This window comes from Nostoc sp. LEGE 12454 (assembly GCF_056620565.1).
Map to the genome: position 1 here is coordinate 290461 of NZ_JBWQXL010000004.1, position 20657 is coordinate 311117.

General features: G+C 40.8%; 18 protein-coding genes. 7 read left to right on the forward strand and 11 right to left on the reverse strand.

What is annotated here, in order from left to right:
- Positions 1-51: 51 nt before the first annotated feature.
- Positions 52-636 carry a Uma2 family endonuclease gene (locus tag AC1F2U_RS06820; RefSeq protein ID WP_480260414.1) on the reverse strand — a complete coding sequence of 195 codons (585 nt, stop codon included), beginning with the start codon at positions 634-636 and terminating at the stop codon, positions 52-54.
- 115 nt (positions 637-751) lie between these two features.
- On the reverse strand, positions 752-1390 hold the full coding sequence (locus AC1F2U_RS06825) for a peroxiredoxin (RefSeq protein ID WP_012412697.1): 639 nt from the start codon (positions 1388-1390) through the stop codon (positions 752-754).
- 480 nt (positions 1391-1870) lie between these two features.
- Here AC1F2U_RS06825 and AC1F2U_RS06830 point away from each other — a divergent pair, with 480 nt between their 5' ends.
- Both AC1F2U_RS06830 and AC1F2U_RS06835 read left to right on the forward strand, forming a co-directional pair.
- Positions 1871-2290 (forward strand): hypothetical protein, encoded by a 420-nt coding sequence (locus AC1F2U_RS06830; RefSeq protein WP_480260415.1) that lies wholly within the window; start codon positions 1871-1873, stop codon positions 2288-2290.
- A gap of 12 nt (positions 2291-2302) precedes the next feature.
- Positions 2303-4315, forward strand: a complete 2013-nt coding sequence (locus tag AC1F2U_RS06835; protein WP_480260416.1) for an NACHT domain-containing protein — start codon at positions 2303-2305, stop codon at positions 4313-4315.
- Positions 4316-4335: 20 nt separating this feature from the next.
- Here AC1F2U_RS06835 and hpsP read toward each other — a convergent pair whose 3' ends face one another.
- The 6 genes from hpsP to AC1F2U_RS06865 all read right to left on the reverse strand — a co-directional run bounded on the left by hpsP (position 4336) and on the right by AC1F2U_RS06865 (position 12205).
- Positions 4336-5532: a hormogonium polysaccharide biosynthesis glycosyltransferase HpsP gene (gene hpsP, locus AC1F2U_RS06840; RefSeq protein ID WP_480260417.1), complete on the reverse strand. Its 1197-nt coding sequence runs from the start codon at positions 5530-5532 to the stop codon at positions 4336-4338.
- A gap of 3 nt (positions 5533-5535) precedes the next feature.
- Positions 5536-6711, reverse strand: a complete 1176-nt coding sequence (gene hpsO / locus AC1F2U_RS06845; protein WP_480260418.1) for a hormogonium polysaccharide biosynthesis glycosyltransferase HpsO — start codon at positions 6709-6711, stop codon at positions 5536-5538.
- Between the two features lie 119 nt (positions 6712-6830).
- The gene (gene hpsN, locus AC1F2U_RS06850; protein WP_480260419.1) at positions 6831-7811 is read right to left on the reverse strand and encodes a hormogonium polysaccharide biosynthesis glycosyltransferase HpsN; all 981 of its coding nucleotides are present in this window, start codon (positions 7809-7811) and stop codon (positions 6831-6833) included.
- 270 nt (positions 7812-8081) lie between these two features.
- On the reverse strand, positions 8082-9737 hold the full coding sequence (gene hpsL, locus AC1F2U_RS06855) for a hormogonium polysaccharide biosynthesis protein HpsL (protein ID WP_480260420.1): 1656 nt from the start codon (positions 9735-9737) through the stop codon (positions 8082-8084).
- Between the two features lie 583 nt (positions 9738-10320).
- Positions 10321-11097: a glycosyltransferase family A protein gene (locus AC1F2U_RS06860; RefSeq protein ID WP_480260421.1), complete on the reverse strand. Its 777-nt coding sequence runs from the start codon at positions 11095-11097 to the stop codon at positions 10321-10323.
- Between the two features lie 316 nt (positions 11098-11413).
- A complete protein-coding gene (locus tag AC1F2U_RS06865; protein ID WP_480260422.1) occupies positions 11414-12205 on the reverse strand; it encodes an SAM hydrolase/SAM-dependent halogenase family protein in 792 nt (263 codons plus the stop codon).
- A gap of 275 nt (positions 12206-12480) precedes the next feature.
- On the opposite strand from AC1F2U_RS06865, the gene AC1F2U_RS06870 reads away from it, so the two are divergent.
- The 4 genes from AC1F2U_RS06870 to AC1F2U_RS06885 all read left to right on the forward strand — a co-directional run bounded on the left by AC1F2U_RS06870 (position 12481) and on the right by AC1F2U_RS06885 (position 16405).
- The gene (locus tag AC1F2U_RS06870) at positions 12481-13386 is read left to right on the forward strand and encodes a hypothetical protein (protein WP_480260423.1); all 906 of its coding nucleotides are present in this window, start codon (positions 12481-12483) and stop codon (positions 13384-13386) included.
- A gap of 14 nt (positions 13387-13400) precedes the next feature.
- A complete protein-coding gene (locus tag AC1F2U_RS06875; RefSeq protein ID WP_480260424.1) occupies positions 13401-15323 on the forward strand; it encodes an Hsp70 family protein in 1923 nt (640 codons plus the stop codon).
- Between the two features lie 84 nt (positions 15324-15407).
- Positions 15408-16232, forward strand: a complete 825-nt coding sequence (locus tag AC1F2U_RS06880) for a M90 family metallopeptidase (protein ID WP_480260425.1) — start codon at positions 15408-15410, stop codon at positions 16230-16232.
- Complete coding sequence (locus AC1F2U_RS06885) at positions 16223-16405, forward strand: hypothetical protein (protein ID WP_480260426.1); 183 nt, start codon at positions 16223-16225, stop codon at positions 16403-16405. The genes AC1F2U_RS06880 and AC1F2U_RS06885 overlap by 10 nt, the downstream gene beginning before the upstream one ends.
- A gap of 140 nt (positions 16406-16545) precedes the next feature.
- Here the strand turns inward: AC1F2U_RS06885 and AC1F2U_RS06890 are convergent, their stop codons facing one another.
- The 3 genes from AC1F2U_RS06890 to AC1F2U_RS06900 all read right to left on the reverse strand — a co-directional run bounded on the left by AC1F2U_RS06890 (position 16546) and on the right by AC1F2U_RS06900 (position 18868).
- On the reverse strand, positions 16546-16968 hold the full coding sequence (locus AC1F2U_RS06890; protein WP_480260427.1) for a mannose-binding lectin: 423 nt from the start codon (positions 16966-16968) through the stop codon (positions 16546-16548).
- 650 nt (positions 16969-17618) lie between these two features.
- Complete coding sequence (locus AC1F2U_RS06895) at positions 17619-18074, reverse strand: EVE domain-containing protein (protein ID WP_480260428.1); 456 nt, start codon at positions 18072-18074, stop codon at positions 17619-17621.
- A 149-nt stretch (positions 18075-18223) separates the two neighbouring features.
- Positions 18224-18868, reverse strand: a complete 645-nt coding sequence (locus tag AC1F2U_RS06900) for a class I SAM-dependent methyltransferase (protein ID WP_480260429.1) — start codon at positions 18866-18868, stop codon at positions 18224-18226.
- 128 nt (positions 18869-18996) lie between these two features.
- Here AC1F2U_RS06900 and AC1F2U_RS06905 point away from each other — a divergent pair, with 128 nt between their 5' ends.
- A complete protein-coding gene (locus tag AC1F2U_RS06905) occupies positions 18997-20655 on the forward strand; it encodes an ArnT family glycosyltransferase (protein ID WP_480260430.1) in 1659 nt (552 codons plus the stop codon).
- The last annotated feature ends 2 nt before the right edge of the window (positions 20656-20657 follow it).

Below are 20657 nucleotides of genomic sequence, written 5' to 3' on the forward strand. Positions count from 1 at the left end.
TCCAATTTAAATAGCTGTATCGTCGCCAGCCTAAATTTAAATAAAATTTTCTTACCAAACTTTACTCATATTCAAAATAAACCCAGGCAACACCAACTCGCCGCTTACACTAGCAGGATTATCCAAACATTCCTCTGGCAATCCAGGACGATAAATATAAACTTTACGCTGCTTACGGTCAATCAACCAGCCTAACTGTATTCCTGGCTCATTCATATATTCCTCCATTTTTTCCTTCAAAGTCTGGAGGTTGTCGCTAGGAGATTTGAGTTCAACTACAAAATCTGGACAAATGGGTGCAAACTTTCGCTGTTGTTCTGGAGACAGAGAATTCCACCGTTCTAGTTTAATCCAGGAGGCATCTGGAGAGCGTTCTGCACCTGTTGATAACTTAAATCCGGTACTAGAGCTAAAAGTGATACCTGTAGTATCTTGTTCTGACCACACCCACAACGGCCCAAATATATTACCTTCTCGGTTTCCTGTCTCTGAACCAGTAGGAGGCATAATTACCAATTCTCCAAATTTATTTCGCTCAATGCGTAAATCACGATTCACCTGACAGAATTCAAAAAATTGTTCGTCTGTCATTTGCATTGATGACGGAATTTGCAAAACCAAAGGGGATGAGAACATAGGGATTTCCTCCAGGTTCGGATGCTAGCCCACTGACTATATTCTCACGCAAAAAAACAAAGACGCAAAGTTATATCTTTGCGCCCTTGCTTGTTATCAGAAATCATTCTCAGATTTACTTGTTAGGCTGAGGAGTCATCCTCAGATAGGGTTTGATTTCTTCGTAACCTTTGGGGAATTTCTCTTTGAGTACTTCTGGATCTTTCAGTGAGGGGACAATTACAACATCCTCTCCATCTTTCCAGTCAGCTGGTGTCGCCACGCTGTAATTATCAGTCAATTGCAGAGAATCAATTACCCGCAAAAGTTCATCAAAGTTACGTCCCGTGCTGGGAGGATAGGTGAAAGAGAGACGGAGTTTCTTATTGGGGTCTATTACAAAAACCGATCGCACTGTCACAGCCGCATTAGCATTGGGGTGGATCATGTCGTAGAGATCGGCAACCTTGCGATCTGCATCTGCCAAAATTGGGTAGTTAAGGGTGGTGCTTTGAGTTTCTTCAATGTCTCCCACCCAGCCTTTATGGGATTCTACGTCATCAACGCTGAGTGCGATCGCTTTGACATTGCGCTTGTCAAATTCTGGTTTTAGCTTGGCGACTGTGCCAAGTTCTGTTGTACAAACAGGAGTAAAATCAGCAGGGTGAGAGAACAGCACAACCCAGCTGTCACCTGCCCATTGGTAAAAATCGATGTCGCCGTGTGTTGAGGCTTGCGTAAAGTTGGGTACTGTGTCACCTAGACGGAGAGCCATGAGAGATTCCCTGTAGTTAGAAAGGCATATATATTCTAGTATGCCATCATGACATAAAACCCCTATTTCCCAATCGGACTTTAGCAGTTTGAAACAAAATTTTAGGTTTCAAGCTCACAAACTCAACTACGATAAACTCACCAACACCCAATATTGCAATAATAAGCATAATCGATAATCAGGCGTCAACATAAACCGACAAATTAAGTTGCTAAAAATTATTTTTTGGGATTATTTGACTAGAAGGATTCAGTCATGAATGTAGTTACTAGGTAGGGATTATTCACTTTTGTATGTATTTCTACTACTGGTGTCTTCGTCCTGTCTTTTACGGTCAGCGATCTTAATTATCAGGTTTTAATTGATACTCGCTTTTCTTTAGGATTTGCTCTTGCCAAGCTTAAACTATCAAAGCAAGAAGAATGCTTGAGGCAGTTTGATTGCTTAGAATAACTGTAATCGCAATTCTAGGATGTAATCATGTCAGAAGAAAAATTTTCACAATCGTTTAGTGGTAGCGAGTTGTCAGGTGGAGTGCAGGTAGGGCAAGCTGGTCGTGATGTTGTTCAATCACAGCAGGTTAATCCCACTGAGAAACAGATCAAATCAGCAGATGTCGTTGAACTCTTAACACGCATCGAAGAACTACTCCAAGGCGCAAATCTGACGGAACCCGAAAAAGAAAAAGCAGTTCGGTATTTAAATGCAGCTAAGGAAGAGGTTCAGCAAAAGGAACCTGACAAGGATTTGGCAGCTAAAAGTTTGAAACGCGTGACTGAAACTCTAAAAAATGCAAACGAAACAGTAGAGGCTGGCACCGGACTTTGGAAAAAGGTTGAACCTATCCTTACACAACTGCTGGGCTGGCTGGGCGTGGCAAAAAGCTTCTTTGGATACTAGGGAAATAGGTCTATGAGTCAACAGCCTACTGATGAACCGGGTTTTAAACAGAAATTTGAAGACTCTTCAGCGCAAGAGAGCCAGATTGCCCAAGCAGGTCAGACAGTTAACCAAAAGCAATCCACAATTTATTTTTACCCACCTCCCCAGAAGCAATCGCATTCGAGCGACCCAAGTGAGCAGAAACGGGATAGGGTGCTAGAAAAGATGAATACTAAAGTTGTAAATTGGCGCCACGCCCGTTTACATAATGAACATTTGCTAAACCTGTTAATGCAAGAAAGACCTGAGCTAATACCGCCAGGAAATCAAGCATATAGGGGAGGTCGAAATTCAACTTCTCCGCAACGCAAACGAGCGAGCATTATAGAAGTATTTGACGAGGAATACATTGCAGGCAAGTTACTGATTTTGGGTGAACCAGGGTCAGGCAAAACTACCACCCTAATGCAATTGGCTAAGGAACTAATCACTCGCGCTAAAAACGATCCAAACGAACCAGTACCAATTTTGTTCAACCTCTCATCTTGGAAGCCCAGTAAATACAGGAGAGTCAAAAGAGATAAAGAAAGTCTTCGTAACTGGCTGCTGGCTGAACTCGAAACTCTGTATGCCGTTCCCAGGAAGCTTGGACTAGAGTGGCTCGACGATGAAAAACTGTTGCTGCTACTTGACGGTCTAGATGAACAGCCATCTACAATTCAACTCCGGTGTGTAAAGGCAATTAATGAATTGTTTCTTAAAGGGACTGCTCAACTTAAACATCTGGTTGTATGCAGTCGTCGAACAGAATACGAAACGATCCCCGATGAGTTCAAACTCCCACTCAATGGGGTAGTCTGTTTGCAACCCTTGGACAAGGTACAAATTGAAGATTACTTGCTAGAAGTCAAATACCAAAATTTATGGGAGAGAATTCAGTATAGTTCAGAACTATTGGAGTTATTCCAATCGCCGCTAATGCTGAATCTCCTGATTTCAACGCCTAAGGATAACCAAATATTTATTGATCAAGATCAAAGCTTAAATTCCACTCAAGCATATAGACGGGCTTTGTTTGATAATTATATCAACAATCAATTTCCTTCCAAAACTATACAGCAGGCTAGATATAGATTGATATGGTTAGCCAAAAGACTGCAAGATAATTTCCAAACTGAGTTCTTGATTGAGAAAATGCAGCCTAGTTGGTTAGCAGATAAAAATGAGAGACGTATGTATCGTATTGGAGTAGGATTGATTGTTGGACTAATTGTTGGATTGGTAGGTGCGCTGATTAGTGGGTCGATAGCTGTGTTAGTTGGCGGGTTGATAGGGGCGCTGATTGGGGGTTTGATAGGTGCCCTAATTAGTGGTCTGAGGGAAAATATCAGACCATTTGAGACTCTGAGATGGTCTGGCATAAGAGCATCATGGCGTAATCGGAATGATGGGTTGATATCTGTTGGGCTGGGTGAAGGGCTGATTTTCGGGGTGATTTCTAATTTGGGTATTACTGACAGTAAAAACTTTTCTCAAATATCAAACTTGGGACTATTACTAAAATATAGAATAGATGTTTTGATTAATGGGGTAGTTGGTGGGCTAATTGGTGGATCAATGGGTGCGTTCATTAATGGATTGGGCGACTTTGATGATGTAGAAAACAAGGTAGATGCTAATCAAGGTATTTGGAAATCAGCATTCTACGCTGTAATTTTTGCGCTGATATTTGGAATAATGGGTGTGCTAATTGGTTGGTTCATTGATTGGCTGTTTATCTCAAATCAACAGTTTTCTTTTAGAAAGTTTCTTGGGCTAATGGGTGCGCTGATTGGTGGGCTAGTTCCGGGCATTGCTTGCATTCAACATTTTATGCTACGCCTAATTCTTTACAAAAGTAACTATATTCCCTGGAACTATGCCCGTTTTCTCAACTATGCTACACAGCAAGGGCTTCTGCAAAGAGTCGGTGGGCGCTATCGTTTTATCCACAAGTTACTTCAAGAGCATTTGGCTAGTCGTCAGTTAATTGATTACAGATAAACTTCAAGGTTGAATGGTCCTTAAAACTTTTTGCGGAAATAATTGGTGTGGGCTGCCAAAATTTCTTGATAGGCTTTGATTGTTTGCTTTGCGATCGCATCCCAGCTAAAATTTTCCAAGGCATACTTTTGGGCGTTTAATCCCCGTCGTTGGCGTTCTGCGGGATTTTCCAAAGCCTCTTGCAGTAACTTTACCAATGCTTGCACATCTGTTGCGCCTACCCAACCCGACTCACTATCACGTATCTGTTGACAAATATGCACTTGGTCAGAAATGACTACGGGTACACCTGCAACCATCGCTTCAGCTACAGCAATCCCAAAATTTTCGTAGTAGGAAGGCAAGACAAATAAATCAGCAGCTTGTAGTAAACTAACTTTAAGTTCACCAGTGACAAAGCCAGTAATTGTAGTGTGCGATCGCAATGGTGAATTTTGAATTTGGGATATTATCTTTTGTTCGTAATCTGGATCTTGAGGATTTGTTCCGGCTAAGACAAAATGAAACTTATAACCAACCGCTAACAGCTTCTCTAGCGCCGGAATCAACAAATTCAACCCCTTTTTCGGGTCAATTCGTGACATAAACAGCACTAAAGGTACGTCTTTTGGTAGTTCTAACTGACTACATACATTTTTAATAGAAGATTTACGGGGAATCACACCCAAGGGAATTACCAAATCTGGTGTAGATACTCCAAATCGTTCTGATATTTTAGCTTCTTGGTCGCTGGTAAAATGAATTGCTGCGGCACTAGCTAAATTTTGACGTTCTATAATTGCGACATAAAGCTGTTTTAATTGCTTTTTCTTCTGTAAATCAGCCGGATCGAGAGTACCCAAAGGACGGAAAATATAAGGTAGTTTTTGCTGACGACATACAAGAGCAGCAGCACTAATTATTGGCGAGAATAGAGCATGAATGTGTGCTATGTCAAACTCGTGAGCATGACGTTTTAACCAGTTTAATAAATCGAGAGAAAATTTGTAGCGACGAAACGGCGCGCAACGAAAGTAAATTATTTCATAGCCATCTTGTTTAATTGGGCGATTTAAAGGAACATCCAGAGGTGTTTGACCATTATCGCCATTACTATCAGTTGTGAGAATTGTAACTTCTACTCCCTCTTTTACTAACGCTGGAGCTAATCCAAGTACCATTTGACTAGGCCCGCCGTAAATTAGAGAAATTGAGGGGACAATTTGTAATATTTTCATTTGTTATTTGCTCATGACTAACTCTTGATAAAACTCCAATTGCTGTTTAGCCAAAGCTTTATTTGTATATTGAATCATTGCTTTTCGATAACCCATTTCACCGAGAGTATGAGCAAAATCTGGTTTATCTATTAATTGAACTAAGCAATTAGCAAGAGCTTGAACATCACCTTCAGGAAAAACTAAACCAGCATCACCAATTACATAAGGAATTTCCCCAGAATCAGAACCAATCACAGGAACTTGGCAAGCCATCGCTTCAATTAGCACATGACCAAATTGCTCTTTCCAGCCAGCAGAAGTTAAGGTTTTAAACTTGTAAGTTGTTTCTGAAGGTAATACTAAAGTACTCATTAAATTGATATAGCTTGCAACCTCATCATGGGGAACACTTTCTATCAAAATTAATCGTTCTTTAATATTGTTTTCTGCGGCAATTTTAATTAATTCACTTTGCAACTCTCCTCGTCCCAATAACAGGAATTTCCAAGGTTTATTTTTCAAAGCACTTAAGGCTCGCAAAAGTGTTAACAAACCCTTCTCTTGCACAAATCGGCCTACAAAACCTACTACAAAATCCTCTTTTACAATGCCCAACTTAGCTGCTAAATCTGGTTGAGCTTTGGGAGTAAATAAACTTTCATCTACACCCAGTTGTGGCATGACTTTAATTGCACCTGTATATCCCCGTTGCCGTAAAACTTCTGCTCCATCTTGATTGCCAGAAATAATGCCGTGGCTGTGGTTGAGGTTATATTTTTCTAATAAAGAAATTGGTAGTTTCAGTTCATAAGGAAGATTCCACCAGGTAAAAAATATATTTTTGGACTTGAGTCCTAATAGCTGATTTAAGGCAATCATTTGAGTATAAGCCAAGGCTCTAGAACCTTGTTCAACTTGGATGATTTGGGGGCGGAAATTTTTTAATAAAGATATTAAATCAGCGCCAAATGTAAGGAGTCCCTGATGATTTTGACTAAAATTAGAAACTGGAACTATTTTAAATTTGCCTTCATCACGGTATTCAGTTTCAATAATTCTGTTTTGTACACCGCCTGGTTTCCAGCGCTTTGGGACTACAACTGTAACTTCAATATCAGGTTCTAGTTGAGATAAAGCGCGTAATTTCTCACAGTTGAGGTCTACGATATAAGTGTGACTAGCAACTAAGATTTTCATCTATCCTTTGTTATTCACTAATGACTAATGACCAATACTTCTCTTCGAGAGGCTGCACCAACGACTACGCGGTAGTTGAGCGCAGTCGAAACTCAGTACAAGTGACAAATGACTAATAACTAAACTTTTTGATCCAATCGACTGTAAATTTGACCATCGTTCCATATTGATTGGATGACAGTACCCAAGGCTTTGAAAAAACCTAAAGTGTAGAAAATAGCGCGAGTGGCAATTTTGATGGGGGAACCGCTTTTATGACAAGGTGGGCGTCCAAGAACGTGACAGTCAAATAAACGACCATATAAGCGCAAAGCTTGAGTCACAGTTAGGTTTTTCAGCCCCAGTAAAAAATGGTTATGGTAGAAGGTGAGTTGATATTTTAGCGATCGCATACTAATATCATGACAACCCCCTGTTTCTTCGCCTAAATGCACCAAATGGGCCTCTGGGTCGTACCAAATCTTATACCCCGTTTGTCGCAACCGCAAACAAAAATCCGACTCTTCGCGCACTGCACTCCCGCCAAACCTCTCATCAAACCTCAGCCCATACTTAGTAAAAATTTCACGGCGAAATGACATATTACAACCCCTCGCTGTCAGCACTTGTTGGGGCTTGATAGTATGTACTAAATCAATATGATACCAAGCGATTCCTGGGTCCATAGCTTCGGGAGGCAAATATTCAATCTCTAAATCTCCTCTAGAATCACCTAATTTCATTCTGTCAAAAACCCGACCGGCTACAGCCCCCACCTCTGGGTTTTGCACATAATTTTTCGCATGGGCTGCTAACAATCCAGGGGTTAACTGAACATCATCATCAATAAACAATATTATTTCACCAGATGACCGACGGACGGCATAATTTCGCGCCCCTGGCAAACTTGCCCAATCTAAGCGCAACCATTTAATTTTACCTGCGTCCGCCATCTCTTCTAGATAGGCTTGAATTTCTGGTTGGTGTTTTGGAGTTTGGTCTACAATTAAAACTTCAAAATTTGGATAGTCCTGTTTTAAGACATCTACAATGCTATCGCGTAGCGCTTCTTCTCGTCCGTAGGTTGCGATAACTACAGTAACTAATGGCCAATTATTCATAATTTTTATTAAGTAATTTCACTACTTCTATAATAGCCTTGTAAAAATTAATTTCCACGAAATTCAGTAAGCGGCTATTACTTTAATTTACATACTGTATTTTCACGGATTTTGGAAAACCTTACTTTCATTCCTCTCTCTGACTACGAAATTACTTACCCATCAATAAGTATCATCGAAAAATAAGTGTATGGCGATAATTTCGAGGTAGGTTTGAAATACTGAGATATTTTTGACCTCCAATCATATCTTTGAGCATTTTTATTTCATTTAAATTGTTTTTAGACGTTTTTTCTTCTTTTTTTGCTCGGAGTTGGCATCTTCCTTATCTTGTTTCTCCAGTTCTGGTAACTTAAAAAGAACTCCCGCAAAAAACCAATAATAGGCTGCAACAGGATCGACATCCAGAGGATAATAGTAAGTATTGGTGCTAATAAACAATATAAACACCCACAAAGCTGCTCCGGAACTACGGAAATTACGGTTCTTTATAGAGCGATAGGTTTTAAAGCCCAGAATTGTTAAAGTTGTTACCAAACCCAGAAAGGCTAGTAATCCAAAAATTCCCACTTCATAAAGTACTTTGGGGTAGTAGGTTTCTACAAGCTTAGTTTGACCCATCACACGGGCAGAGTTAGTTGCTCGTCCTAAGCCGCTTCCCAATGGTCCGTCTACGTTTTTCCAATTTTCTTCAAATTGCTGGATGATAAAATCTTGAGGTGGTGAAGCGTTCCAACGACTGACAAAACTCTCGGTTCTCTCTTGTACGACAGCAGGGTTACTCACCATCGCAATTCCCAGAATGAAGGCAAGTCCTACGCCTATGGGAATAAATCGTTTCAGGTTGCCAAGTTGTCCGGTAAGCAATAGCAAAATCCCGAAGCAGATTGGTACTAAAGCTAAGGCGATTCTCTGTCCAGAGATTACAGCATCGATAAAGACTCCCACTATAGAAGCTAAACCGATGATCCGCCATATTGGCGAGGGATCGGTGAAGCCGGTGGCAAAGGTAAAAAAGGTGCTAGAAATTAAAAACCATGCCCACTGCCAAGGAGCTACAAATGTCCCTGGTAGGCGAATAACTCCTTCTTCGGGACTATATACTAGCGCTCCACCAAAATAACACCGGGCTTCGAGTGTTGCTCTAAATAAGGCATCTCCTTCAAGACCTCTAGTGCCTTGACAGACACCAGTTAGTAGTAAAAAATATTGAATAAATCCCAGTCCACAGCAAATCAATGTGAGGACAATTTGGAGGCGCAATAAAAATAGAAAATCCCGCTTATCGCGAATTAGATAGTAAGCACAACCAAGCAGGGGGACATAGCCTAAAAATACTTTTAGTCCCAGAATTCCCATACCTAATGGTATTTCTGGGGGTGCTTTTTCTAATAGTCCTGCACTAGGCGGGTTAAATTGCTGTCCACCATTAACAAACAACAGTGTTAGCAGACTGCAAGCGAAAACAATATAAAGTGGGATTTTAATGCCTTTGGGAATAATTAAGGGTAGCCCCTGTCTACGGCAAGTCTGCCAAAGTCCAATTAGCGCTGGAACGTAAAAGGCATCTTTAGCTAATTGGAGTATAGGACTATTGCCCAAGTAGTAGGTGATAGTACCTCCCACAGGTATGTAAATGATGAAGGCATATAGGGCTTGGCGCGGATATTTGTAGGAAAGAGACATGACTATTATCCCTAACACGCCAGGGACTGCTGCTTTAATTCCAGCTACGAAAAAAAGTAGAATGCCAACGAAGACACCGCCAAAAATGGCGGTGGTGAGTAAGCTAGTGAGTTCTTTACGTACTTGGGCAGATTTGCGCTTTTGGGCTAGCTGTTCTTTGAGACTAAGGGTAGAAGTTTCCTTTTTAGCCTGCTTTTTCGATTTTTTAGATTGCTGAGATTTTGATTTGAATTTTGGCATAGTGGCACTGTAGCCTATCAGCCTCGCAAAATACTCCATTATATAGGACTAATATTTGATTTTAAAATACACGTAGGGGGTCTGTGCGTTGCGGAGGTTCCCGACGCTTGAGTACTTGCTCTCAGCGTTGGCACAGCCTCTGGTAGAGAAGCCATTCATACCGTTGGTGTTCGCATGGCGTATTGCAGACCATTGGTGTCAACTTAAGCTGAAACTCCTTTAAAACCTCGTTTCTAGCCTCTGGCTGGAAATGCTGCTCTTGGCGGCAGAGCTGCCAGCAAGAGAGGCGGAGCCTCAAGGACGAGCATTCCCAGTCGGAGACTGGGAACGAGGCAATCTAAAAGCTAGTTCTAGACTTGCTTTCACGTTAAGTTGACACCAATGATTGCAGACAAGCCTCTCCGTACCACTTTGTGGAAGCAAGCTACGCGTAACGTCTCCCTTTGGGAGAAGAGAAGGCTTAAGGTTGTAGTAACTGGCGTTGTGTTAGCGCAGAAACTAGGGCACAATTTCAAACCTTTGGTGCGTTATGCTCCGCTAACACACTATATAAGACCATTTATGAGATTTTTTCAAAAACAATTTACAATTCTGATAGTTGATAAATCTCTTTGGATTGCTGTAGATTGTATAATCCGAATTCGTCTCTCAATGATTGATTTAATAATTTACGATTAAAAATGCTAAATCTTAATCTTTTTGAATTTTCAAAAAGATTTTCTCCTGTTGCCAAAATATAAACCGCACCTGGAAATGGTAATGATTTAATGGATTTTCCTTTGTTCTTTAAAATATCTCTAACTTTAGCGTGGTCTATATAATATCTATAGTATCCGTAGCCACGATTATATTCTGCGGTTTCTGGCAAATCATTCAAATCATATCGAATAATGTTACAAGTCCCGCACATTTTATAAAAATTGCTTCTCTTGATATATATATAATTACTACCTTCTTGATATTTATAACCTTTATTTATAAACCATCCATTAGAATCAGGGTGTTGTTGAACAAATTTCGCTAACTTTTCACTAACACAATCGTCAGCATCAACTGTCATAGTGTGAGTGGGAGAAAATTGACGAGCATACATCAATCCTTTTAAGATTTTACGCCCTTTATCTGTGTCTCCCTTGGCTACAAGGGTAGGCTCGTTTGGAAGGGAAAAATCAACTGTAATGTATGTGAGATGAGGATGAGTGAATTCTATTTTGGGCTTTTCGTTACAAACAACAATAACGTGAAAGTTAGGTGAGGTTTGATTGCAAACTGATTTAATACATCTTTCAAATAATTGTGTAACACGCTCCCAGGAATTGGAAACTTGCGCACTTTTGAGTGGGATAACAAAAACAAGCACTATATTTTATCAGAACAAACAGCTAGGAATCTCGAAGCAAATAATAACACGTTACGACTTACGTTAAGACTAAATGTCAGTAGATCGAAAACTTTTGTAAGTTGAGGAAAGAATCAGGGTTTCAGACGAGGTTTTTCTGTTAACGATCGCGATGTCTACGACGAGCTGCGCCCTTAAACCACCAACAACGCTCGTTCCTTGAAAAGCAGACTCTAATAGGATTCCGGCAAATTGTGTTTTTATCTAATCAACGGCTGGTAAGGGTTATGGAAAAATTTTCGGTCTACTGACAGTAACAGAAGGCAATTACCCGATTTCAGGCAATTCGAGTTACTTGCTGATTCACACGGGGACGGCCAAAGCGTTCCCAAGCACTGCCTCCTCGCAAAAATAGCTCTAAAAAGCGCAATGGTTCTCCTGAATCGCCTTTTGACCAACCGGAACTACCAGGAGCAAAGGCTAAAGTTCCTTCAGAGACCTTGAAACTGCCATCAGAATACACCGCATCACTGACCACATCTCCAATTCGGATTACGATCTTGCTTTGAGGCTCCAAGTCAACTGTATGCGCCCCAATAGTTGTTTTAATGTTGCCGTAGCCATCAATCCAGGCAATGCGATCTGATGGAACATCTGGAATTTGCTCGCTCTTGAGGCTATCTCCCAGAATGCTAAAATCTTCATTCATAATCGCAGCCGCAGCCGGAGGAAATACATCCCGTGAGCGAAACTGCGAGCCACCACGGGAAACGTTGACCGCTCGCAACTCCTTTGTATGGTCTTTGATAAAGGAGAGGGTGTAGCCTGCATTTACACCCACTACTTTTACACCATTGGATAGAAGGGCATAAGTTAGCCCTTCACCTTCATTATCTCGACGAGCTTCAGGATCGTCCTGGCGAGGCGCACAGTTGTGATAAATTAGGCGATCGCTAGGGCCAGGGTTAAGTCCGAGTTGGGCAATCCAGAATCCCGTTGCCAAGGTACTGAATGCTGGAACCGAAAGCAAATGAATTTGGGCATGGGGAAAAGTCATCAGCAGACGTTGTGTGACTTCTGTAAATGCCGGATCTCCTGTACCGTAGTCTGCAATGACGCAGATAAACATTTTGCTCCTCCTTCTAATGGGTGTAATTTGCAATCAATGGTTAGGCTAATGGGTAATGTTCAAATGCCCAGTGAACCTACCTCATCAGCAGTCTAAATGCGATCTCAACTATATGCAAGATTTCTACATAACATTGAGCGCAATTTTCTAGTAAAAAAATGCTGGAACCATGCAACTCAGTTAATTACATCAGTCATCATGTGATTACAGGGTGAAATGAGAAAACAACTGTTCATTTCAGCTCTATTAGTAACGTTAAAGTCTTAATCAACGCAATGAAAACAATCACTTCACTTTTTAGCGAAGAACGCAACCAACTCCAGACAGATATTGATAACACAACCAACATCGAGGAGATAGTTAAATTGGTTCAGAATCGACTTGATAATCTCGAAAGAATTTACATTGAAAAACTTAATCTGGCTCAAGTTCGTCTGGCTTCCTTTTTCCTAGATACCCTGCGGCAGTCCATCGCCACTCTTGCTGCGGCTAACTATTCTCAGATTGCTCCAACAGAGCAAAGGCAAATTACTAACCCAGGTACAAAGTTTTTTTCCAGCAGATTAATCCTGAAACTGCTAAAGGGGCTTATTTATATAGGCATCTTAGGTTCGTTGTTCTCTTTAACTAAAACTACCCCAGGTGCATGGATGGTTATCTTACTAACCTCTATACTTCTAGGGGTAGAAGTTGTGCTTCAACTTGAGTTAAAGAGCCAGCAAAATTCTATATCTTCAGAGCTATTGGAATTACCCCAACCTATGCTTCGGGTTGATAGCAAAGTATTTTTAGATCATCTTGGCGATGCTCTCAACACTATCGACCTAGCAGTAGCTAGAGTAGAAGAATGGAATAAACATGAAGGCGATCTAGCAATAGAAGAACTGCCAGAGTTATTAAATTTTCTGCAAAGGCTAATGGGCGCATCAAAACTTGATAAACCCCAAATGGCTTATGAACTTGCAAAACTTTTACCACAGATTTTAATGTCTCAGGGAATTAACGCTCAAATTTACCGACCAAATGACCCGCATAGCGATCGCGAGTATTTTGACTTCGAGCCAAGTATCGACCCCGATACCAAAGAACACGTGACTCTAACGCCGGCTTTGTTAAAAGGCGATCGCTTGATTAGACGCGGTAGGGTAATTGAGCCAGCATATTCCTCTGCTAGAGAATAATAGACAATAAGGGTATGGAAATTTTAGAAACAATCGGTTTTGATTTGGGGCACGGTGAAACGGCTATAGCTAAAGCGATCGTGGAAAGCATCGACCCCCCCCAGATGCTGGAGATTAACAACAAGAAGAACCAAATTACAGCCCTTGGTTGGCATCCTAAACTCGGTTATCTGGTCGGCGAACAAGCATTAATTCAAGCTGGCGTTACCCAACTAACAATCTCTTTCAAGCAAAAACCCAACAACGATCCCAAATATCGGGAAACAATTAGCACTTTTGTGGCAACCTACTACCGCCTTTTGAAAGAAAGCAAACAACTTGCAGGTGGTGAAGGTAGCTATTTTTACATTGGTTGCCCTTCAGGATGGTCAGTTAGCGATCGCACCGAATACCAAAAGCTACTTCAAGAAGCTGGCATTCCCCAGCTAAATGTTGTACCCGAATCGCGGGCCGCTTTCATGCAAGCCAAAGAAGCTGGGAAGCTTGAGTATGACAAACTTGTAGCATCGGTGCTAATTGTCGATATTGGTTCTTCAACCACAGATTTTACTCTGGTTAAAAGCTTAGAAGAAATCCCGATAGATTTCGGGAGTAATACTTTAGGCGCATCTCTAATTGACAAAGCTATTTTTGCCCGGACTCTCGCCAACCACGAACAAAAAGCATTACTCGAAAAAGTATTTCAGGAATATCCGCATCACCAGGCTCGTTGTGAACTTGCTTGCCGCAAAGCTAAAGAAGATTACTTTTCTAATGAACAGCTATACAGCGATCCTGAATCCTTTGCGCGTGGCTTCGAGTCGATCAATGAACAGATTTATTTTATTCCTCAAGTGAATAAATTGATGATGGAGGAAATTTTAAATCAACCCTTACCGGAACTGGAAAATCATAGTTGGATTAAATCATTTCGCAACTCTTTAACCGAGGCGAAAGAAAAGCTGGAAAAACTTGGAATCGTGCCGAAACTTGTTTTGATGACTGGCGGTGCATCTCGGATGAAGTTCACGCACGTTTTTTGTCAGGAAATGTTTCCCGAACCAGAAACGCTGCTTCGACCCGATCCAGAACCGGAACGGTGCATTGCACTGGGATTAGCACGAGTAGGACGATGGGATCTGCGTGCTGCTGCTTTTAAGCAAGAAGTCAACCAACTATTTACCTCGAACAAGCTCAAAGGTTTGATTGAAAGGCATATCCCGGAGTTAATCGAATCACTAACTAAGCCTTTGGCGGATGGTTTGATTGTCAATGCAGTTAAACCAGGTTTAAAAGATTGGCAAAAAAACAAGATACGGACTTTAGCCGATTTGGAAACAGCTTTGATCGGTCGAGCAGAACAGTGGCTCAAAAGCGATCGCGCCGTGCAGATAATTAATCATCAATGCGCTTCTTGGTTTAGCAATAAAATCCAACCCGATTTAGCCGCACAAACCGATCCAATCTGTCGAAAGTTTCAGATACCTAGAAGCAGCTTAAGATTCGAGGATAGTATTGACCCAACTTTTGTTAACCCAGAATTACAAATTGGAGATGCTATCCTGGCTGAGACAGTAGCATTTATCGTGAATGTAGTAATTGGTGGAGGCGCTGTGGCTAGCATCATCACTCTCATCCTAACTGGGCATTTAACCTGGCCGATTGCACTAGTATATGGGGCTTCGTTGATGGCAGCAGGAATGGAGCTAAATCGTAAGAGTGTTCAAGAAGTAATTAAGACAAATGTAGATGTACCTAGTTGGATGCGTTCTAATTTTTTGAGCGACAAAAAAATTGAGGATATGTGTCAGCAAATAAAGCCTGAATTAGAGAAAGTTCTTCAAGAACAACTGACAGCAAATCAAGAGGCTTTTGATAAACTGATTGTCAAAGTTGAGCAAGGACTTCAAAACAGCCTTTCCAGCAAGGTTCAATCTTGCATAATTCTGATCCAATAGCGGTAGTTAGTAAGGCACAACAATAACAATTATTCTAAACTTTCTGCTAACTAGGAAATTAAATATGTAAACTGCTCAAAGTCAATGATTCAAACAATAGTTGTATTTAGCATCATTGGGTTGATTCTGATTGGGATTTTAGTCAATCCCGTTCTAGTCAAAAGACGAAGAACCCGTCTCAAACATCGTCCTTTTCCTCCCCTATGGAATGCCATTATTGAAAATAATCTTCCTATTTATCTGTGTCTCTCTCCCGATGAAATCAGACGACTTCAGGGACATATTCAAGTATTCTTAGCAGAAAAGCAATTTATTGGCTGTAGAGGATTACAGGTGACGGAGGAAATGAAACTAACTCTTGCTGCGATCGCCTGTTTACTTCTATTAAATGAACGTGGGCAATACTTCCCCAGACTTCGTTCAATTCTGGTGTATCCCAACGCTTATTTTGTTCAGGAAACAAATTCCGTCGGAAAATATGTTGTTGAGGAAAGGCGTGTAGCAAGACTGGGTGAATCATGGACAAATGACCAATTAGTAGTGTCTTGGGAGCAGGTGAAACAAGACATTAATAACTGGAGAGATGGACGTAATGTTGTGCTTCATGAATTCGCCCATCAGTTAGATCAAGAAGATGGTAAAGCTGAAGGAGTTCCGATACTGCAAAACAACTCAGACTATGCTATTTGGGCGAAGGTGATGACAGAAGAATATCAGCAACTTTGTAATGATGTTCTACAAGGTGCAAAGACGGTAATGGATAGCTATGGCGCAACAAATCCCGCAGAATTTTTTGCCGTAGCGACTGAGACATTCTTTGAAAAACCGCACCAATTGTTATCCAAGCATCCGGCACTTTATGAGCAACTGCAACGTTACTATCAATTAGATCCTGTGCAATGGGCTTAAACTACGACTTTGAGCTTGTTAGGGGTAACTGTGGCGCTGATGACAGTGCATGGGTTGACGTTGGTGGTTGTCGCGGTACTTTTGATTTGCCCTACCAATTTGAAAGCAGTACAGCAGCCTTGTCATTGAGGTTAGCGCTGGTTTTCTCCCGGCTCTATGAGCTAGTCAGCTAAATCCTGTTACAGCTTTGCGTAGCACCTAGTGTTTACCGCACCTGAATTACCCCACCTGATTTTAAAATTCAGGTGGGGTAGTTCATTTACTCAAAAGGTTCGGGCAGTAAAGCTGTCTCTAATTGCATCCTACTTGCTATCTATGAATACCTCAAGATTCCATCAATATTCTCGATTCCCCGAATCCGAATTGATGTTGGGTTGTATGTGCCATTTATTCTACGACAACTTGCTGATAGGGTGGCTCCAGCAACACCAATGGCCGGACAAGAATTTTGATAAGTGCTAGGGGCTGTGGAGCTACCAGTGTACCTCAATTTTCCATCAATATTCTCGATTCCCCGAATCCGAATTGATGTTAGGTTGTATGTGCCATTTATTCTACGACAGCTTGCTGTTAGAATATCTCCAGAAACGCCAATGTTCCGACAAGAATTTTGATAAGTACTACGAGAGGTTGGCCTTGCAAAAGCAGCATCAATGGGAATGGTAGCCAACATCGTACTACAAACAGCAAGAGTTATTAGACGTGGTGACTGACTTAGCTTTGTGAGATAAGACACGAGTATTCTCCTTTGATAAATTGAGTTTTATTGCCATCAATACCTTCGCAAAAAATAGAGGTCGTCTAGTTTTTGGCGAAATAGTCCAACACAAGACCGTGGTTGACTGTTAAGCAAAACGTAAAGCCCTAGTCCAAACGGACACGATACTATAAATTCCTTCTACAAGAACCACATAGGATTTTACAGGCTTGTTTTTGCTATAAGGCAAAAAACAAGCCTGCAAAATCTTAGGTTTGATCTAGGCCAATACTCGTAAATTGGCGAAGGTATTGATTGCCATGAATTTCGTTTATTAGTAGAACTAAACTGTCAATGTTTAATCTACTTAATTCAAATTTTATAGGAATTAATCTACGAAATCAAGGCAATACAGCTGGTTTCTAAAACAGAATTACAATAATTATGTTTTGATTATATTAACTTTTGAAACGTCCAAGAGCATTTGTAATGCTGAATAGTAATACTAATTGTTTTTAAGATTGCAATATATCAGATTCACCCAGACCTATAAGGAAGAGGGACTGGGGGTATTATATTTGGGGAACATTTGGAGAAAGGTTCGTATAAATTGGCGTTTTCGTACAGAAGACGCAAGAGTTAAGCTTTCAAAGATTTATCCAACCCAGCAAAATTAATGCGATAGACCACTAGGACTTTTTCATCGCCAGAATCTTCAAAGCTACTGCTTCAGGGACAGGCATCACTGATAATCGATTTCCTTGTCTCACCAACATTAACTCTTCGGCGCTAAACTTCTCTTTGAGTATTGGTAGCAAGATGGGGTTAGAAAAAGTCTCAACAAATTCCACTACAACTGTTTGCCACCGAGGCGATTCAGAACTTGATTTTGGGTCGTAATATTTACTTTCTGGCTCAAACTGGGTCGGATCAGCAATATCTTTTTTGACTACACGCATTAACCCAGCAATACCGGGGGGATTCGTGCTGGAGTGATAGAAAAAAGCTAAGTCCCCTTCATCCATAAGGCGTAAAAAGTTGCGAGCTTGATAATTGCGAACGCCGTCCCAGATAGTCTCTTTCTGCTGTTGAAGGTCAGCAATGCTATAGGCTTCTGGTTCTGATTTCATTAACCAATAATTCATCTACACAAATTATCTATATACAAAAGCATTTTAATTTTGAGCAAGTAAATAAGTTCGTAGTAAGGAATTTAGTCCTTATTTTTTAAGCACTTTAGTGCTTACTACAAGCTCTTGCACTAGCTTAGACATTGTACTAGTGAATATTTGGCTTAACTGCGGTAAGCTATAACGGCATAAAACGGATCTCCTCCAACTGCACCCAACCACTGTAATAAATTTGGTAATGTTGATTTATGAGCGATCGCTTCTGCGATTGTAAATCCTGGAACTGACGCGAAATAAGCTTTGACTAATTCTACTCGCTGTGCTTCTGAAGCCTCCCGCCAAGCTTGAATCGCTTTTTCAAAAAACATCCGGTTAGAAAAGCTGATGATTGCCACACCACCGGGTTTTAGGATACGGTACATTTCGGAAAAGACTGCTTCTGGATATTGCATATATTGCACAGATACGCAATTGAGAACAGCATCAAAATCTCCATCTGGTAAAGGTAGCTGGGGATTTTCGTTAAGATTTTGCACAAAGTAATGATTTAAGCGGGCATTACGTGCTAATTCCTCAGCGTTGAGTCCGTGTCCCTCCACATGGTCAAACTCCATCTCTTCTGGTAGATGAGACACCCAACTGCTCATCATATCAAAAATGCGGGTGTTAGGTTTGAGGCGATCGCGGTATAAATCCGTTAGCTGTTGAATAAATCCTTCATCGACATGGGTGACGAAGCGAGGATAGGCGTAGAACAGTTTATCGTCTGTGTCATCTAATTTCAAGCGCTGATTCGGTCTTAACTGCATAAATCTCTGTTTTGGAGAACTGTTTCCGAAATTTGCGGCAATTTCAGATATTTTTTCACAAACACTATGTAACATATTTTAATAACAGCAAAATACCTAAATAGCAGCATTCAATTTTTATCAATTTAATGTTATATAAACTACGCTTCTTACAGCATATTTGGCGACAAATCCGCCTAATCGCATCATTACCCTATTTTAGTTTGTTAGTTTGGATACTGCCCTTATTACTATTTACTTCTGGACATAATAGCCTGATGGCACATGATGAAGGGCTTTACGCATCACGTGCCCGTCTGATGTTTGATTCTGGTAATTGGATAGCTCCCTGGGAAACAGCACATCATAAAACTCCTGGCCCTTATTGGTTAATTGCCAGTTTCTACAAGCTGTTTGGTATCAGTGATACTAGTGCGCGTCTTCCTAGTATGATTGCAAGCATTTTCAGTTTGTGGCTTGTGTATGAAATTGGCAAAATTATGCTAGGCAAAAAATTAGGTTGGCTAGCTGCTGCGATTTTAAGTGTGGAATTTCTCTGGCTGCAATACTCTCGCTTAAGTACACCTGATGTACCAATGGTTCTCTTGGTGCTTTTAGCTATTTTGTCTTTAATCAAAACGGAATTACATCCCAAATACCGCTCTTGGTGGAGTTTTCTAGCTGGTTTAAGTTTAGGTTTAGGCTTCTTAGTTAGAAGCTTTATGATTTTTTTGCCAATTATAGCTTTATTACCTTATTTAATTTGGGAACATCGCCGTCATCGTCATCTTACTAACCCAATTTTATATTTAGGTTTTTTCGTAGGTTTAATACCTACCTGTATTTGGCTGTGGTTAAGCTGGCTGCACTACGGAAATAATAGTTTTGAAGAGTTACTCAAGTTTGTTGTACAACTAGGTTCTGAAGAGCGAAAATATAATGGACTACTATTCTATGTCTGGAATATTCCTATAAACGCATTTCCTTGGGCTTTTTTCGGACTTGTAGGTTTGTTTTTGACTCTCCGTCGTCCCATTCCTCGTTACCAGTTAATATTAGTTGGCTTTCCACTTGTTTTATTTGTAGAAATTACTATTTTTAGCACTCGTTTATCTCACTATAGTCTTTGCCTTTATCCGTTCATCGCTTTGTTTGCATCTGTGGGTTTAAACTGGCTAGGGAATATTTATCAAATAGGAATTATCCCACAATTCCCTCTTCAAAAAGGTAAAGTAAATGCATTAAATCTTTTTGCAAGAAATAATCTTCCCCGAAACCTCAGTTATGGCTTGGGTGGATTAGGTGTTTTACTTGTTATAGCGAGTATTGGCATTTTTAGCTGGGGTAGTTCTGATATCCGCAAGTATGCAAGTATTGGCTTGGCTATGGGCTTGGGTTGGTTAATTTTACCTGTGGTGTGGGTTGCTCGTTACCACTTTGACAAAAAGTTTCTCACAGCGCGTTATTGGATTGCAGGTTGGCTAATTCCCTGTTGGCTGGCCTTGGCGGCGATAGGTAGCATCGGTCTGTTAAGTGACTATAACTCTGGTTTAAAAACTTTTTTACAACAAAGTGCGATCGCTTCAATTCTCCAATCTCATCCTACGTACTATGTGGAGATGGATGCTAAAACAAAAGTACTGCTTAATTTCTATCTTCCTACTCGCCCTCAACCAGTAGTTTCTATTTCGCAAGTACCAGCTTTGAGCTATGCTTGGATCTATGCTAACCAGTCTTCTCAATTATCTCGACCTCACCGCATTATCGGCGCTGTCAAAGAGTACCAGTTGATTCAATTTCTTCCCTAAGA